At 58.5% G+C, this 17,402-nt stretch carries 13 protein-coding genes and 1 pseudogene; 8 read left to right on the top strand and 6 right to left on the bottom strand.

Annotated elements, in window-relative coordinates; translation table 11 throughout:
- Window positions 1-59: 59 nt before the first annotated feature.
- Both AC5JQH_RS00935 and AC5JQH_RS00930 read right to left on the bottom strand, forming a co-directional pair.
- Window positions 60-1,349 (bottom strand): ISL3-like element ISPpu12 family transposase, encoded by a 1,290-nt coding sequence (locus AC5JQH_RS00935; RefSeq protein ID WP_493805184.1) that lies wholly within the window; start codon window positions 1,347-1,349, stop codon window positions 60-62.
- 114 nt (window positions 1,350-1,463) lie between these two features.
- A complete protein-coding gene (locus AC5JQH_RS00930) occupies window positions 1,464-2,615 on the bottom strand; it encodes an MFS transporter (RefSeq protein WP_196765160.1) in 1,152 nt (383 codons plus the stop codon).
- Window positions 2,616-2,856: 241 nt separating this feature from the next.
- Here AC5JQH_RS00930 and AC5JQH_RS00925 point away from each other — a divergent pair, with 241 nt between their 5' ends.
- Window positions 2,857-3,060, top strand: a complete 204-nt coding sequence (locus AC5JQH_RS00925) for a heavy-metal-associated domain-containing protein (RefSeq protein ID WP_063977589.1) — start codon at window positions 2,857-2,859, stop codon at window positions 3,058-3,060.
- A 160-nt stretch (window positions 3,061-3,220) separates the two neighbouring features.
- On the opposite strand, the pseudogene cueR reads toward AC5JQH_RS00925, so the two are convergent.
- From cueR to AC5JQH_RS00910, 3 genes and pseudogenes are all read right to left on the bottom strand, one after another.
- Window positions 3,221-3,601: pseudogene (gene cueR, locus AC5JQH_RS00920) on the bottom strand (Cu(I)-responsive transcriptional regulator); the annotation flags it as partial.
- A gap of 54 nt (window positions 3,602-3,655) precedes the next feature.
- Window positions 3,656-6,199 carry a heavy metal translocating P-type ATPase gene (locus AC5JQH_RS00915; RefSeq protein ID WP_203985610.1) on the bottom strand — a complete coding sequence of 848 codons (2,544 nt, stop codon included), beginning with the start codon at window positions 6,197-6,199 and terminating at the stop codon, window positions 3,656-3,658.
- 131 nt (window positions 6,200-6,330) lie between these two features.
- Complete coding sequence (locus AC5JQH_RS00910; RefSeq protein ID WP_493805183.1) at window positions 6,331-7,206, bottom strand: RibD family protein; 876 nt, start codon at window positions 7,204-7,206, stop codon at window positions 6,331-6,333.
- Window positions 7,207-7,520: 314 nt separating this feature from the next.
- On the opposite strand from AC5JQH_RS00910, the gene AC5JQH_RS00905 reads away from it, so the two are divergent.
- The gene (locus AC5JQH_RS00905; RefSeq protein ID WP_273017968.1) at window positions 7,521-7,757 is read left to right on the top strand and encodes a hypothetical protein; all 237 of its coding nucleotides are present in this window, start codon (window positions 7,521-7,523) and stop codon (window positions 7,755-7,757) included.
- A gap of 16 nt (window positions 7,758-7,773) precedes the next feature.
- Here the strand turns inward: AC5JQH_RS00905 and galU are convergent, their stop codons facing one another.
- Window positions 7,774-8,610: a UTP--glucose-1-phosphate uridylyltransferase GalU gene (galU, locus tag AC5JQH_RS00900; RefSeq protein WP_104270118.1), complete on the bottom strand. Its 837-nt coding sequence runs from the start codon at window positions 8,608-8,610 to the stop codon at window positions 7,774-7,776.
- A 383-nt stretch (window positions 8,611-8,993) separates the two neighbouring features.
- Here galU and AC5JQH_RS00895 point away from each other — a divergent pair, with 383 nt between their 5' ends.
- The 6 genes from AC5JQH_RS00895 (at window position 8,994) to prpF (ending at window position 17,365) form a co-directional block, all read left to right on the top strand.
- Window positions 8,994-10,580, top strand: coding sequence for an OpgD/OpgG family glucan biosynthesis protein (locus tag AC5JQH_RS00895; protein ID WP_493805182.1), 1,587 nt, complete (start codon window positions 8,994-8,996; stop codon window positions 10,578-10,580).
- Window positions 10,581-10,691: 111 nt separating this feature from the next.
- Complete coding sequence (locus AC5JQH_RS00890) at window positions 10,692-11,372, top strand: GntR family transcriptional regulator (RefSeq protein WP_008171945.1); 681 nt, start codon at window positions 10,692-10,694, stop codon at window positions 11,370-11,372.
- A 17-nt stretch (window positions 11,373-11,389) separates the two neighbouring features.
- A complete protein-coding gene (gene prpB, locus AC5JQH_RS00885; protein ID WP_273157137.1) occupies window positions 11,390-12,277 on the top strand; it encodes a methylisocitrate lyase in 888 nt (295 codons plus the stop codon).
- 188 nt (window positions 12,278-12,465) lie between these two features.
- Window positions 12,466-13,596 (top strand): bifunctional 2-methylcitrate synthase/citrate synthase, encoded by a 1,131-nt coding sequence (gene prpC / locus AC5JQH_RS00880; RefSeq protein ID WP_008171942.1) that lies wholly within the window; start codon window positions 12,466-12,468, stop codon window positions 13,594-13,596.
- Complete coding sequence (gene acnD, locus AC5JQH_RS00875; RefSeq protein ID WP_493805181.1) at window positions 13,593-16,190, top strand: Fe/S-dependent 2-methylisocitrate dehydratase AcnD; 2,598 nt, start codon at window positions 13,593-13,595, stop codon at window positions 16,188-16,190. The genes prpC and acnD overlap by 4 nt, the downstream gene beginning before the upstream one ends.
- The gene (gene prpF, locus AC5JQH_RS00870; protein ID WP_493805180.1) at window positions 16,187-17,365 is read left to right on the top strand and encodes a 2-methylaconitate cis-trans isomerase PrpF; all 1,179 of its coding nucleotides are present in this window, start codon (window positions 16,187-16,189) and stop codon (window positions 17,363-17,365) included. The genes acnD and prpF overlap by 4 nt, the downstream gene beginning before the upstream one ends.
- Window positions 17,366-17,402 lie beyond the last annotated feature (37 nt).

Here is a 17,402-nt window from a genome sequence, read left to right as displayed (position 1 = left end):
TGGGTATACGGATTTAATGGTTGATGGGGCACCTTTACCCCACCAACCTGATACCATTATCAGATGGTTGATAGATCGACTCCGTAGTTGAGTTCCTCTGCGAAGTCCGGCAGTCCGTAACCGATGGTTTTCTTGTAGAAAGGAGAGACCTTCGCAGTCGGTGCCTTCTTCTTGTGCTTCGTGGTGTAGAGCATTCGTGCCCGCATCACCTCGAAGGAGTAACCGCGCCCTTCACGGTTCTTGTCCTTGGCCAGTCGGTTGATGGACTCCGTGTAAGCGTTGGTGACGGGCATGTCCGTCTCGAAGTAGGTCATGGTCTCTTCGCGCCAGTTTCCCACTGCCCTGACCAGATCGCTCCAGACTTCCTTTTGGCCCTTCGGGATGGTGGCTATCCACTCGTCCAGGGCGGCTTCTGCCTGGAGCCGTGTGGTGGCGTCCCAGATGCCGTAGAAGCGCTCCTTGTGCTCGTAGGCGGCCAGCAGTTGCGGGAACGCGCCTGTCCAGGTCTCCATGATGAGGCGCTCCCGGTCTGAGACTTCGTGAGCGCGTTTCAGCAGGATTTTCCGGTCTCCCTTGAGAGTCCGGCTCTGGGACGGTTTCAGCTCCTTTCTGAGGCCCTTGCGCACTCTCTCTAGGGCATCGTTGGCCATGCGCACCACATGGAACTTATCGACCACGATACGGGCCTGGGGCAGCACAGCCTTGACCGCTGCCCGGTAGGGGTTCCACATGTCCATGCTGACGATCTCGACCTTCTGCCGGTCTTTCAGCTTCATCAGGTAGTTGGTCACCACGTCCTGGCGGCGGGTGGCCAGCAGGTCGAGCAAGGTTCGCTCCTCAATGTTGGTCAGAATGCAGCGGTAGCGCTTGTTCAGGTATAGCTCGTCAATGCCCAGGATGCGGGGCGTCTCGAAGCGGTGCCAGCGCCCCAGGAACTCGGCGCGGGCGTTGAAGATGTCGCGCACCGTCTTCTCGTCCAGGCCGGTCTGTGCCGCCACAAAGGTGTAGGGGTGGTTGAAGGATTCCTTCTCCACGTACTCATGCAGCCGCAGTGTCATACGGAATCCGTCCACCATCTCCGGTAGCTGGGGCCTGAATGTTGTCTTGCAGGCCCGGCAGGTGTATCGGCGGCGGACCACCCAGAGAGTGACCCGCTTGCCGTGGATGGGCAGATCACGATAGGGAACATCACGCTTGCCGAACCGCACGAACTCACCCTGCACGCCGCATTCCTCGCAGGCAATGGGAGCGGGCACGTCCACCTGAAAGTGCATTTCGTCGTCGGTGGATTTGCAGCCCAGCACCTGGTACTTAGGCAGGTGCAGGATGTTGTCGGGCATTTCGGTCATGCGGTGTTCTCCTCATGGTGGAAGCTCCATAGCTATTGCGACAGATTCCCATTAATCATCAGTGTGGCGCAGTACGGGTTTGGCAGACTGCGCCGTAAAGGGAAGAAGAACCGGTCAATGCAAGGGACTATCGCCAAGTGTGGAAACCTGTCCTTTCCTGGCGTTGACAAGTACGGCCACGATGATGGCTGCGATGCCAAGAGCAACCCCGCTCGCCGCAAGTCCCAAGCCATAACCCTGAATCAGCGCATCACCGGCTGACTGCACCAGTTCGGCATCGCCGACTTCCCGACCGCGATACAGAGAAGCAAATGCCTCGGGCATCCGACTGGCCGTGACGGAGACAGAAATGCTCGAAAGGATAGCCAGCCCCAACGCAACACCAATCTGTTGCGACGCGTTGAACAACGCCGATGCGATGCCGGTCTCCTGTGCTTGCACACCCTTCACGGCCGTCAATGCCAGCGCAATGACCGCTCCCACGAAACCGAAGGCGGTGAGGAAGGCGGCTGGCATGAAGTGCCAGCTATAGTCGAGTTGTTGCCCGATGGTCGAAAGCCAGAACAATGCAGCGCTAGCGACCAGCGCAGCCGGAGCTGAGACCTCGCGCGGCGTAAAGCGCATGACAAGCTTTGAACTGACAACAGCACCAATGATGATACCCACCCCAAAGGGCAGAAACGCCATGGCGGTCAGGGTCGGGCTATAGCTGAGGATGTGCTGCAAATAGAGCGTCAGCAAATAGATCATGCCCATGGGGCCGAAGCCCAGCAGCAGCATGGCCAGGTACGAACCGGATCGGTTGCGATCCTTGAACAAGCGGAGCGGCAAAAGTGGATCACTGCTGCGCGACTGTAAAACCAAGAACAGCGGCAGCAGGATAGCCGTAGTGGCGAATGCAATGAGCGTAATGCCATCGGTCCAGCCATGTTCACCACCACGGGTAATTCCATAGACGAGTGCTGCCATGCCGATGATGCTGGAAAGCGCTCCCGTCAGGTCGGGGCGTCCCTTGTGCAATTCCGCTTCGACAAGTGTTCTCGAACCAGCGAGCACCGCCAAACCGATGGGTACATTGATGAAGAACGCCCAACGCCAGCCAAGCAGGCCTGTCAGAAATCCTCCAAGAATCAATCCAGCAATAATGCCAAGGCCAGACCGAGTGGGCGCTCTGGTCTGCCTGAGTGAGAAGGGGATTCTGTGGACATCGATTAACTCCTTTGTGTTTAGTGCGATTACCGAACACCGGTTGCGCTGACTTTTCACAAAAGGGTAATCGTTCCAATGGTTGGAAGGTCAAGGCTGCGTTTGCATGCCTTGCACAGAGAGACTGTCGGCATCGGCCAGGTCTTATCAATAGCCGTGCATTTGGCAGCCCGTCGGCACAGAGCACTCGACAAATCAAAGTCTGAGGCTCCGCAGTTGACCTTACCAGCGTTGGAAAGACTAGATTGGTCGCTGGGACGATCAGGTTCCTCAATTCTCTGATTCTGTGAAGGAGTTCGATATGTATCGATTCAACGTTAACGGCATGACCTGTGGCCACTGCACATCCGCCGTCGAAAAAGCCATTAAAAGTATCGACCCACAGGCGGAAGTATCTACAGATATAGAACACGCCGAGGTCACCGTGCGCAGCCAGGTCAATGAGGCGCGTATCAGTGATGCCATCCGCGAGGCTGGGTACGATAATCAGCACCTTGCCGGGTAATCATTCAGGTCAGGGCAAGGACGCCGCTTCTGAAGTAGACGCGTCAGCGCTTCTCTTTCCCGCGACGTTGCGTGCAATTGGGTTCAATCCCGATAGCCCCGAAGCGCGTGGAATTAAGTTCTCGCTCACCCTTAGGCGTTCCTTTCACTACGCCATCCCCGGCCAGACCGCTGATAATCGGGCAGTCCGGCCGAGCGTCGCCCTGGCAGTTTTCCGCCAGGTGCTTGAGTGCACGGCTCATTTCCTGGAGTTCGCGCGCCTTGAGCTCAAGCTCCGCGACATGCTCAAGCGCAAGACGTTTGACGTCGGCGCTCGCACGACCCCGGTCGCGCCAGAGCGCAACCAGTTCATTCATCTGCGCCACCGAAAACCCGAGATCCCGTGCGCGCCGGATGAAGCGCAGGGTTTGCACATCCTTGTCCGAGTAATCCCTGTATCCAGCTTCGGTTCGCAACGCTTCCGGAATCAAGCCGATCGATTCGTAGTAGCGGATCATCTTCGCCGATACACCCGATGCCTCCGCTGCCTTTCCAATATTCATAGCCATGCCTCTCCAGATAACATCAAGCCTGCACTGTGGCAGGCTCGGTTGTCCTTATTTCGCTTGTGCAAATTCCACCTGTCTCTGCGACACGTCGTTGTCGTCCGTCCCCATGGGTGAGCGGAAATGACGCAACCTCAGTGCATTGCCGAGTACAAACACCGACGACAGTGCCATGGCGCCGGCAGCGAAGACGGGCGAAAGCAGGATGTCGTAGGCCGGATAGAGCACACCTGCCGCGACCGGAATCAAAGCCGTGTTGTAGGCAAACGCCCAGAACAGATTTTGTCGGATGTTGTCGATGGTTGCCTTCGACAAGGCGATCGCCTTTGGCACACCTTGCAGGTTACCCGACATCAGCACCACATCAGCCGCTTCAATGGCAATGTCCGTACCTGTGCCAATGGCAAGACCTACATCCGCTTCGGCCAGAGCGGGAGCGTCGTTGATGCCATCACCGACGAACGCCACCTTGCCGTGCTCTCCCTTAAGGCGGCGCACCGCGTCGACCTTGCCGTCCGGTAGCACTTCCGCCACCACCTCGTCGATCCCGAGTCGCGCCGCGATGGCCTTGGCCGTGTGGACGTTGTCGCCGGTGATCATCGCGACCTTGAGCCCGAGATCGTGCAGGGCCTTGATGGCAGCAGGCGTCGTTTCCTTGATCGGGTCGGCAACGGCGATAATCGCCGCAAGCTTGCCCTCTATCGCAGCATAGAGCGGAGACTTACCCTCGTCGCCGAGGCGTTTGGCGACCTTGGAGAACGCCGCCACGTCGTGACCGAGTTCGCTCATGTAGCGGTCAGCACCTATCTCGACCCGCTTGCCACCGGCCTCAGCCTTCACGCCAAAACCCGTCACCGATTCGAAGTTCGACACGTCCGGCAGTGAGATGTTCTCCGCGGCGGCGGCGTTCACGATCGCACGGGCGATCGGGTGTTCGGATTTGGCCTCGATGGCCGCGACCAGAGCCAACACGTCTACGTGCTCGAATCCGGTGGCCAATTCCAGATCGGTGAGAGCCGGTTTGCCTTCCGTCAACGTGCCCGTCTTGTCAACGGCAACGACCTTGGCATCTTTCAACAACTGGAGTGCTTCACCCTTGCGGAAGAGCACGCCCAGCTCGGCACCGCGGCCAGTGCCGACCATGATCGAGGTCGGTGTGGCCAGCCCCATGGCGCAAGGGCAGGCGATGATCAGCACCGCGACGGCGTTGACCAGCGCGAAAGTGAGCGCGGGCGACGGGCCGAACCACATCCATGTCCCGAAGGTGAGAATCGCTGCCACAAACACCGCAGGCACGAAATACATCGTCACCTTGTCGACCAGCGCCTGGATTGGCAGCTTCGACCCCTGCGCTTCTTCCACCATGCGGATGATCTGCGACAGAACGGTGTTGCCGCCGACAGCCGTCGCACGGATGGCGAATGCGCCTTTCTGGTTCACCGTTCCGGCCACGACCTCGCTGCCGTGCTTCTTGGAGACGGGGATCGGTTCTCCCGTGATCATCGATTCATCGACATAGCTTTCGCCTTCGATGAGTTCGCCATCCACCGGAATGCGATCGCCGGGACGAACCTCGACGATATCTCCCGACAAGACGGAGTCGATCGGCAGTTCGATCGACTTATCGTCCCGACGCACCCGTGCCATTTTGGCCTGAAGCCCGACAAGACGCTTGATCGCCTCGGAGGTGCGTCCCTTGGCGCGAGCCTCCAGCAACCGGCCGAGCAGGATGAGAGTGACGATAACAGCGGCGGCCTCAAAGTAGACGTTGACGGCTCCGTCGGGCAGGAGCCCCGGCGCGAAGGTCGCCACGAGCGAATAGCCATAGGCTGCCATGGTGCCGACCGCGACCAGGGAGTTCATGTCGGGGGCAAGCCGCCCGAGGGCCGGAAACCCCTTGTGGTAAAAGCGGATGCCCGGCACGAACAGAACGATGGTTGTCAACACGAACTGGAGATACCAATTCGTCTCCATGCCGATCGTTGAGGCAATCAGGTCGTGCATGCCAGGAATGAGGTGTGAGCCCATCTCCAGAATGAAGACAGGCACGGTCAACACCGCTGCAATCGTGAAATCACGTGTCAGTCCACGGCGTTCCGCGTCCTTCTTCTCGGTGCGCTCATCGGTCTCGCCCCGACGGCTACCCGTAGCAGCCGCGATTACCCTGGCATCATATCCCGCGTTCTCGATAGCCGTCACCAAGGCGGTCGCATCGGCGCTGCCCTGGATCGTGGCTCTTTCAGTCGCAAGGTTGACAACGGCACTGGTGACGCCGGGCACAGCCTTGAGCGCCTTTTCGACGCGACCGACACAGGACGCGCAGGTCATACCTTCGATGGAAAGCTCTGTGGTCTCAGCTGGCACCGAATAGCCAGCTTTCTCGATAGCGTTGATGAGTGATCCGCGGTCGAGTGGCGAAGCGGACTGGATATCGGCACGTTCGGTCACCAGGTTCACCGTAACAGTGTCAACGCCCTCGACCTTCTTGAGTTCAGCCTCCACGCGCCCGACGCAGGAAGCGCAACTCATACCTTCGATGGGAAAGCTTGTCACCGTCACAGCCGACGGATTCAATTTGTCTTGAGTATGCATCATTCGTCTTCTCCACAAGCATCTCCTGATGATATTCCAGAAAGATAAACCTTCCTATTGTGGGAAGGTCAAGCGCTAAATTTCCTGATGCATAGTTACCACACCCAGTACTTACGGGAACATCGAATCCGGGTTTAGGTTGAAAACTCCATACGAGTGTTGTCAGCAGTCAGTGGCACATCGGACAAATTCGCGCTAAGGGAGCGTTCGAGGTAGACAGAAGGATGCGCGATGAATTCTCTAGTACCACAATCCTTACGCATTTGTTCCAGGCCTCGCCAACCAGTTTTTCCGTTGGGAAAGTGTAATCTGTGATTGCACGCCAAAGAGAAAATCAACCAGCTAATCCGAATACCCACTTTATTCAGCCCCAGGTCTGCGAGAACCTCGAGGATCACTCTCGGATCGACGGCATCTTCGGATTCGGCATCCCCGAGACAGGGAATCTCAGTAACCCCGGAACCGATCGATGGATTCTCCGCTTTATCGTAAGTACCTGCCACCAACCGCAGGGTGGGAGCTTCGCCATCGGTAAACAGGTGATGACTGTCCGGAACGCGATGATGACGGTCAATGACCACTCGTACCGGATTGCGCCCGCTGGTGCGACGCACGGTCAGGCGGGGATTGTCGGTGGAGGCAGTGCCGGCACCGACGATAACCGCATCGGATACCGCACGAATCCGATGGAGATGGGTAATGCCGTCGTCGCCATTGATGAAACGGGACCGGCCGGTCACTGTTGCAATCCGTCCGTCGAGGCTCTGGCCCAGTTGGCCGATGACTTTGGGGCTGCCATCTTCTGGAACTGGCCGACACAGGGGAAGGAACACCGAGAGCAGATCCTTCGCCTCACCCGTGGCCGGCTGCATCAGGTGCCAGGCCCCGTGGCCGTTCAGTTTTACCGCTTCTTTGTCGGTTCCCGGCAATGGCAGTGTCACATTGCTGCGGTTAACTGCGCTAAGCACCAACTCCCATGCCGAGTCGATATCCAGAGTTCTTGCCGCCATAAATAGCCTGTTTGGTTGTTGCCTAGGAGCCTCTGAATGCCTCCGGAGCGCCTCTGCGTGCTCTGAGGGCTTCAGATGCAAGGCGCAGTTCGCAGCTAATGGCCGTAGCCCTTAGCAAGAGCTGCAACACAGCATGAGAAGTCCTCAGAGTACGCCCTCCGGGTTCTTCAGAGGTGCTTCGGAGGCATTCAGAGGCTCCTTTAGTATAGGCAGATTGTGTGCAAAGCTATATGTACGTTACATTTCCGGATTGATTCACTTCGCAGGGCATTATCGGGACAAGTATCCCGGCTTGGATGACGAGGTAAGTGGCCATGCAGCATGCGCAACCCATTCAGCACTGGGAGCCAGAAAAGCCTGAGGACCATGGGCAACTTGAGCTGCCCGGTATTGCCCTGGATAAGAGCGACGAACTTCTGGAGTCGCTGGATGAGCTGGAACAAGTCCTCGAGAAGGTCCAGTTGACCACGGAAGAAGCGGAGCTTCTTCGCCGGTTCCGCAGGACAAGTGCGGAAAACCGGCGAATGATTCTGCAAATCCTGGGGAGCTGATCCCGCCCCGGGTTTCTTACTTGCCTTTCTTGTAGATATTCTCGTAAACGTAGTTGGTGGCTTCCACAAAGCCATCAATGCTGCCGCAATCGAACCGGCGCCCTTTGAACTGATAGGCCAGCACGCAACCGTTTTTCGCCTGCTCGAGAAGGGCATCGGTGATCTGGACTTCACCGTTCTTGCCTGCCGGGGTCTTCTCAATAATTTCGAAGATATCCGGCGTGAGAATATAGCGGCCGATAATGGCGAGGTTGCTGGGCGCATCTTCCGGAGCCGGCTTTTCTACCATGTCTGTGATCCGGTAGAGGCCATCTTTCATGGATTCACCGGCGATCACCCCGTACTTGTGGGTTTCATCAGCCGGCACTTCTTCGATGGCCACAATAGAGCAGCGGAACTGGTTGTAGAGCTTCACCATCTGCGCCAGGACGCCATCTTCACCATCGGGGCCAATGCAGAAGTCATCCGCCAGCACGACCGCAAACGGGTTGTCACCCACCAGGTTGCGACCAGTCAGTATGGCGTGGCCGAGGCCCTTCATCTCATTCTGCCGGGTGAAGGCAAAACTGTTGTGGTCGATCAGCTCGCGGATGGAGGTCAGCAGCTCTTCCTTGCCAGAGCCGGCAATCTGTTGTTCGAGCTCGTAGCTGATATCGAAATGATCCTCGATAGCCCGCTTGCCGCGACCGGTCACGAAGCCGAATTCGTGAATACCTGCTTCGGAGGCTTCCTCAACGCCGTACTGAACCAGGGGTTTGTTAACCACCGGCAGGATCTCCTTGGGCATCGCCTTGGTGGCCGGAAGAAAGCGGGTGCCGTAGCCGGCGACGGGAAACAGGCATTTTTTGATCATATCGTTCGTCCTTTGATGGTCGGTTTCACGCCCTGTGGGCCGCTCAACGCCTCTGCGTAAGCTAATCAACAATTGTTCTATCACAAAGTGTGCCGAGTTTACCCAAGTTGTAACGACAAATGCAGGGCGGTGTTGGAAATTGTACGTTCTAGCAAAGAGCTATGGCCCCTTAGAAGAGGGTTCTTCAGGTTTACCATTACCAAAAATTTCTCTGACCATAGGTCTTTCAGTGCGACCCTCCTTGCCTGCCTGCACTCATTTGGTGCGCTTTCGGCAGCGTGGGTTCCTTAACCGAATAGGCTCTCTACCTTTTATTGTTCGTACATAGTCCACGTGATCTTCTCTATGGCAATCTATGGCCCGGTACAGGAGGGGCGAGAACAATGGACAGACGAACGCTGATCAAGGGGCTGGGAGCACTGGTAAGTGCCGGCGCGTTACCACTGTCGCCCCTTGCGATGGGTACCGGCCTCCAACCAGTATCTGGAAGCAGTCCCCGTGCCTTCAGCTACGCCTGGCTCAAAGGTCGGGCCCGGGCATTGGCCGCTGAGGCGTATGTCTCCCATAAAGACGAATTGCCCCAATCACTGAAATCCATTTCCTGGGATGACTACCAGGCCATCGCCTTCAGGCCCGACCGGGCGCTCTGGCGCGCCGACGACACTGCTTTCCAGATTCAGCTCTTCCACCTTGGGCTGTATTTCCAGCAACCCGTAAAAATCCATGAAGTCATTGATGGCGAGGCAACGGAACTGGCGTATCGACAGGATCTGTTCCGGTACAACGGCGATCAGCCCCTGGGCGATTTGCCAGAAGACCTGGGCTACGCCGGTTTTCGGATTCACTACCACAACAATTTCGCCCTGGACCTGGCCGCCTTCCTGGGCGCCAGTTACTTTCGGGCGGTGGGCTCGGAGATGCAGTACGGCCTTTCGGCCAGAGGGCTGGCCATTGATACCGGCATGGATCGCAAAGAAGAGTTTCCCCGGTTTTCCGAGTTCTGGCTGGAGAAACCGGCCCCGGGCAGCCAGCAACTCAGGGTATGGGCTCTGTTGGATTCCCCCAGTACCACCGGCGCCTACTCGTTTGTGCTCGACCCGGGGCGCAACATGGTCATGGATGTGGATGCGGCACTCTATCCGAGAACAGAAATTACCCGGGCGGGCATTGCACCGCTGACCAGCATGTACCAGGTGGGCGAAAATGATGATCGCATGGGCTACGACTGGCGTCCGGAAATACACGATTCTGACGGCCTCGCAATTCGCAACGGCAACGGCGAGTGGTTGTGGCGGCCGCTGGTGAATCCCGTCAATCTCCGGTTCAACACTTTTCAGGACAACAATCCCGTCGGCTTTGGCCTGCTCCAGCGGGACAGGGATTTCGACCACTACCAGGATGATGGCGTGTTTTACGATCGCCGGCCCAGCCTCTGGGTGGAGCCCCGGGGAGACTGGGGGCGGGGCAGTGTTGATCTGGTGGAAATCCCTACCGTGGATGAAACCTTCGACAACATCGTCGCCTTCTGGCGCCCGCAGGAACCTCTGTTGCCAGGCCGGGAATACCTCTACAGCTACCGCCTGCACTGGGGCGAGCAAGCTCCGTTGCAACCATATGAATTAGCCACTGTGCAGGCAACCAGGACCGGGCTGGGCGGTGTTGTGGGTCAGGAGCGCACCTATTTCTCTTGGCGCTTTGCAGTTGATTTCGCCGGCGGCGCGCTTCAAATGCTCGCCAAGGATGCAGGGGTAGAGACGGTCATAAGCGTGAGCCGCGGAGACGTCGAAATCACTTCCGCAAGACCATTGTCTGCAATCAATGGCTACCGGGCCATGTTTGACCTCGTGCCAGATGATTCCACTGAACCTGTCAATATTCGCCTGTACCTCAGGCTGGGTGGCGAGCCGCTGACGGAGACCTGGCTATATCAGTACACTCCGCCACCGGTCGCCGAACGCCAGATCTACTGATTGGCTCTACCTATTGTAAACAATCTGCAGCTCAATTTAGCCAATATTGTTGACAATATGACCGCCCGGGCGTAGCTTTGCTCAAAATAACCTGGGTTTTGTTGACAAACTATGTCTGAGTTACTGTCTCCTACCTACACCCGCGCCGACGAGGCTTTCGATTGTCTGCAAACGGCGATCGTGAAAGGCGAACTGGCCCCGGGCGAAAAAATCGGCGAACTGGAACTGTGTTCCCGGTTCGATCTCACCCGCGGCCCGCTCCGGGAAGCACTGGGCCGCCTTGAGTCTCGTGGCCTTCTGGTGCGCCGCCCCCATGCCGGCGTCAAGGTGGTTTCAGTCAGCGCCTCCGAGCTGATGGAGCTCTACCGCATACGCGAAGTCATGGAAGGTCTGGCCGCCCGCCAGGCAGCCGAGCGTATGACCGATCAGGAAATTGCCGATCTTCAGGCGACCCTCGATACCCACGAACGCATGATCGACGAAGCCCAGGGCCAGGCCTATTACCAGGCCGAAGGGGATTACGACTTTCACCACAGAATCGCCACCGGCAGCCGCAACACCAAACTTGCCCAGATGCTGTTGGGTGATCTTTATTACATGGTACGGATGTACCGTTACCGTCTCAGCACCTCCACCGGTCGCCCCCAGCGGGCTCTCGGTGAACACCGTCGTATCGTCGAAGCCATCGCCCAGCGCGACGGCGAACTCGCCGAATTTCTGATGAAACGCCATATCAACGCAGCAAGACAGAACATCGAGAAAAAGATCCAGGAAGGCGACATCTCCATTTAACGAAAGAGGCCAACACCATGTCCAAGAAACTCAGCCCCGGCGCCCGTTTCCGCAAGGCGCTCAAAGAAAACCAGCCCCTGCAGATTGTCGGCACCATCAACGCCTATGCCGCCATGATGGCCGACAAAGTCGGCCACCAGGCCATCTACCTGTCAGGCGGCGGCGTCGCCAACGCCTCCTACGGCCTGCCAGATCTGGGCATGACCACCATGAACGACGTGGTCGAGGACGTTCGCCGTATCACCGCAGCTACCGATGTACCGCTGCTGGTGGACATTGATACCGGCTGGGGTGGCGCCTTCAACATCGCCCGCACCATCCGCGAGATGGAACGTGCCGGTGCTGCAGCTGTCCACATTGAGGACCAGGTTGCCCAGAAGCGCTGTGGTCATCGCCCGAACAAGGAAATCGTGTCCCAGGAAGAGATGGTCGACCGCATCAAAGCCGCCGTCGATGCCCGCGAAGACGAAGACTTCTTCATCATGGCCCGCACCGACGCCTTCCAGAAAGAAGGTCTCGAAGCCGCCATCGAGCGCGCCAAGGCCTGCATCGAAGCCGGCGCAGACGGCATCTTCGCTGAAGCGGTCACGGAGCTTGAGCACTACAAGGCCTTCTCGGAAGCCCTGGACGTGCCCATCCTGGCCAACATCACCGAGTTTGGTGCCACACCCTTGTACAACCGCAAGGAACTGGCCGAAGCCGGCGCCGACATGGTTCTGTACCCACTCAGCGCCTTCCGCGCCATGAACAAGGCCGCCCTGACTGTTTACCAGAACATTCTGGAGAAGGGCGACCAGAAAGACGTGGTTGATCTGATGCAGACCCGGATGGAACTTTACGATTTCCTGAACTATCACGATTTCGAGCAAAAGCTGGACCAGCTGTTCCAGCAGAGCAAAGGCTAACAGCATTTATCCCCTCTCCCCTAGCGGGAGAGGGCCAGGGAGAGGGGGTAGAGAAGCACTCCGCAGAATCGGAAGCTTCCCCTCTCCCCCGGCCCCTCTCCCGCACGGGGAGAGGGGAGTCACAAATATTCAGGATTGGCCCAAGGGGTAATCCGACACCCCAAACAAGATAACGATGGGAGACAACAATGGCTGAAGCAAAAAAACTAGGTGGCGCAGGCCTCCGTGGCCAGGTAGCTGGCGAAACCGCCCTGTGTACAGTGGGCAAAAGCGGCGCCGGCCTGACCTACCGCGGCTACGACATTGCCGATCTGGCTGAAAAAGCCCAGTTCGAAGAAATCGCTTACCTGCTGCTGCGCGGCAAACTGCCGAACCGTCAGGAGCTGGATGCCTACACCAAAAAACTCCAGAGCCTGCGCGGTCTGCCGGCTGCCCTGAAAACCGTGCTTGAGCAGATCCCCAAAGACGCGCACCCGATGGACGTGATGCGTACCGGCTGCTCCATGCTGGGCAACCTGGAAACCGAAGAAGACTTTAGCGAGCAGGACGACAAGATCGACCGCATGCTGGCGGTGTTCCCTTCTATCATCACCTACTGGTACCGCTTCGCCCACGAAGGCGTTCGTATCGAAACCGAGAGCGACGTGGACTCCATCGGTGGCCATTTCCTGGAGCTGCTGCACGGCAAGAAACCCAGCGAGCTCCACGAGCGCGTCATGAACGTTTCGCTGATCCTGTACGCCGAGCACGAATTCAACGCCTCCACCTTCACCGCCCGCGTGTGTGCCTCCACGCTGTCTGATATTCACAGCTGTGTGACCGGTGCCATCGGTTCGCTGCGTGGACCTCTGCACGGCGGCGCCAACGAAGCCGCCATGGCCCTGATCCAGAAGTTCAAGACCCCGGAAGAGGCCGAAGAGGGCCTGATGGGCATGCTGGAGCGCAAGGAAAAGATCATGGGCTTCGGCCACGCGATCTACAAAGAGTCCGACCCGCGCAACGCCATCATCAAGCAGTGGTCCAAGAAGCTGGCTGAGGAAGTGGGTGATACCGTGCTGTACCCGGTATCCGAGCGCTGCGAAGCTGTTATGTGGCGCGAGAAGAAGCTCTTCTGTAACGCCGACTTCTTCCACGCATCCGCCTACCACTTCATGGGCATTCCAACCGAATTGTTCACCCCAATCTTCGTGATGTCCCGGGTATCCGGCTGGACCGCCCACGTGAAAGAACAGCGTGAGAACAACCGCATCATTCGCCCAAGCGCCGATTACACCGGCCCGGCGGATGCCAAGTGGGTTCCGATTGAGGAGCGGCCATGAACACTGAATACCGCAAGAGTCTGCCAGGTACCGACCTGGACTATTTCGATACTCGCCAGGCCGTGGAAGACATCCAGGCCGGCGCGTATGACAAACTCCCGTACACCTCCAAGATCCTTGCGGAACAACTCGTTCGCCGCTGTGATCCCGAGGTGCTGACGGATTCCCTCAAACAGCTGATCGAGCGCAAGCGCGACCTGGATTTCCCCTGGTACCCGGCCCGCGTGGTATGCCACGACATCCTGGGCCAGACTGCCCTGGTGGATCTGGCGGGTCTGCGTGACGCCATCGCCGAGAAGGGCGGTGATCCCGCCAAGGTCAACCCGGTGGTTCCGACCCAGCTGATCGTGGATCACTCCCTGGCCGTTGAGCACGCGGGTTTTGAGAAAGACGCGTTCGAGAAGAACCGAGAGATTGAAGACCGCCGCAACGACGACCGGTTCCACTTCATCAACTGGACCAAGACCGCGTTCAAGAACGTGGATGTGATCCCTCCCGGCAACGGCATCATGCACCAGATCAACCTGGAGAAGATGTCTCCGGTGGTTCAGAACCGCGATGGAGTCGCCTTCCCGGATACCTGTGTTGGCACTGACAGCCACACCCCGATGGTGGATGCCCTGGGCGTAATCTCCGTGGGTGTAGGCGGCCTGGAAGCCGAGAGCGTTATGCTGGGCCGTGCCTCCATGATGCGCCTGCCGGATATTGTTGGTGTTGAACTGACAGGCAAGCTGCAGCCGGGTATCACCAGTACCGATATGGTTCTGGCCATCACCGAATTCCTGCGTAAGGAAAAAGTGGTAGGCGCTTACCTGGAGTTCTATGGCGAGGGCGCAGACAGCCTTAGCGTTGGCGACCGTGCCACCATCTCCAACATGACTCCGGAGTATGGCGCCACCGCAGCGATGTTCTACATCGACGGCCAGACTATCGATTACCTGAAACTGACCGGTCGTGAAGACGATCAGGTCGCCCTGGTGGAGAAATACGCCAAAGAGACAGGTCTCTGGGCTGACAGCATGAAAAACGCGGAATACGAGCGTGTGCTGAAGTTCGACCTGTCCAAGGTGACCCGTACCTTGGCTGGCCCCTCCAACCCCCACGCGCACCTGCCCACATCCGAGTTGGCAGAACGCGGCATTGCCGGTGAATGGGAGCAGGAAGAAGGCAAGATGCCGGATGGCGCGTGTATCATCGCCGCTATCACCAGCTGTACCAACACCAGTAACCCCCGCAACATGGTGGCTGCGGGCCTGATCGCCCGCAACGCCAACAAGCTGGGCCTGACCCGCAAGCCTTGGGTGAAGACTTCGCTGGCGCCGGGTTCCAAGACCGTGAAGATGTACCTGGAAGAAGCCAAGCTCCTGCCGGAGCTGGAACAACTCGGCTTTGGCGTGGTGGCCTTCGCCTGCACCACCTGTAACGGCATGAGTGGCGCCCTGGATCCGAAGATCGCGCAGGAAATCATGGATCGCGATCTGTTCTCCACCGCCGTGCTCTCCGGTAACCGGAACTTCGACGGCCGGATTCACCCCTATGCCAAGCAGGCGTTCCTGGCGTCGCCGCCGCTGGTGGTTGCCTATGCGATCGCAGGCACCATCCGGTTCGACATCGAAAAAGATGCCCTGGGCTACGATAAAGACGGCAACCCCGTCACTCTGAAGGACATCTGGCCGGACGATGCGGAAATCGATGCCATCGTGAAATCCAGCGTGAAGCCAGAACAATTCCGCAGCACCTACATCCCGATGTTCGACATCACCCGGGATGCCCAGGCCAACACCAACCCGCTGTACGAGTGGCGCCCCCAGAGCACCTACATCCGTCGCCCGCCTTACTGGGAAGGTGGCATGGTAGGTGAGAAAACCCTCAAGGGCATGCGTCCGCTGGCGGTGTTGCCGGACAACATCACCACCGACCACCTGTCGCCCTCAAACGCGATCATGATGAACAGTGCCGCTGGTGAGTACCTGCACAAGATGGGCGTGCCGGAGGAAGACTTTAACTCCTACGCCACCCACCGTGGTGATCACCTGACAGCCCAGCGCGCTACGTTTGCCAACCCTAAACTGTTCAACGAAATGGTCCGGGATGAAAGCGGCAACGTGAAGCAGGGCTCCCTGGCCCGCATCGAGCCGGAGGGCAAAGTGGTCCGCATGTGGGAAGCCATCGAAACCTACATGGAGCGCAAGCAGCCGCTGATCATCATCGCCGGTGCCGACTACGGCCAGGGCTCCTCCCGTGACTGGGCCGCCAAGGGCGTGGCACTGGCAGGCGTAGAAGCCATCGTGGCCGAAGGCTTCGAGCGGATTCACCGCACCAACCTGATCGGCATGGGCGTGATGCCCCTGCAGTTCGAGGAAGGCACAACCCGCAAGACCCTTGGCATCGACGGCACCGAAACCTACGACGTGGAGGGCACACCGGCACCCCGCGCTGAGCTCACGCTGGTCATCCATCGCAAGAACGGCAGCACCGAGCGCATTCCGGTTGTCTGCCGCCTGGATACCGCTGAGGAAGTGTCTATCTACAGCGCAGGTGGTGTGTTGCAGCGGTTTGCGGAAGATTTCCTGCAATCGGAAGGTGCAGCATGACACACAAGCCTCAGATCAAAATCCCCGCCACGTATATGCGTGGCGGAACCAGCAAAGGCGTGTTCTTCCGGCTGAAGGATCTGCCGGACGCCTGCCAGAGCCCGGGCGAAGCCCGGGACAAACTCCTGCTGCGAGTCATCGGCAGCCCCGACCCCTACCAGAAGCAGGTTGACGGTATGGGCGGCGCCACCTCCAGCACCAGCAAAACCGTGATCCTGGCGGAGCCCACCCAGCCGGATCACGATGTGGATTACCTGTTCGGCCAGGTCTCCATCGACAAGCCCTTTGTGGACTGGAGCGGTAACTGCGGCAACCTCACCGCCGCCGTCGGTGCTTTCGCCATCAACAGCGGCTTTGTGGCCAAAGACCGGGTTCCGGAGAACGGCACCTGCACCGTCCGCATCTGGCAGGCCAACATCAAAAAGACCATCATCGCCCACGTACCCATTACCAACGGCGAGGTTCAGGAAACCGGCGATTTCGAGCTCGATGGCGTGACCTTCCCGGCTGCAGAAGTGCAGGTGGAGTTCATGGACCCGGCCGACGGCGAGGGTTCCATGTTCCCGACCGGCAACCTGGTGGACGACCTGGAAGTGCCTGGCGAAGGCACCCTGAAAGCCACCATGATCAACGCCGGCATCCCCACCATCTTCGTGAACGCGGAGGACATTGGATACAAAGGCACCGAGCTGCAGGACGACATCAACTCCGATCCCAAAGCCCTGGCAAGGTTCGAAACCATTCGGGCCCACGGCGCGGTAAAAATGGGGCTGATCCAGAACATCGAAGAAGCCGCCAATCGCCAGCACACCCCGAAAGTGGCCTTCGTCGCAAAGCCCTCTGATTACGTATCCTCAAGCGGCAAAAACATCCGGGCAGGGGACGTGGATGTCCTGGTTCGCGCTCTGTCCATGGGTAAGCTCCATCACGCCATGATGGGCACGGCGGCGGTGGCTATTGCCACGGCATCGGCCGTTCCCGGAACCCTGGTGAATCTGGCTGCAGGTGGTCGCGACCGTACCCATGTAACCTTTGGTCACCCCTCCGGCACGTTGCGCGTGGGAGCTGAAGCGAAGGCAGTGGATGGTCAGTGGACTGCAACCAAAGCCATTATGAGCCGCAGTGCGCGGGTTTTGATGGAAGGTTGGGTGAGGGTGCCTGGCGACTCGTTTTAACAATGATTGTGTAAGATTCCCAAGTATAGGCCGGGGT

The organism is Marinobacter sp. H13 (genome assembly GCF_059072335.1).
The sequence above is the reverse complement of the archived record's forward strand: the minus strand, read 5'-3'. Positions and strand labels throughout refer to the sequence as shown.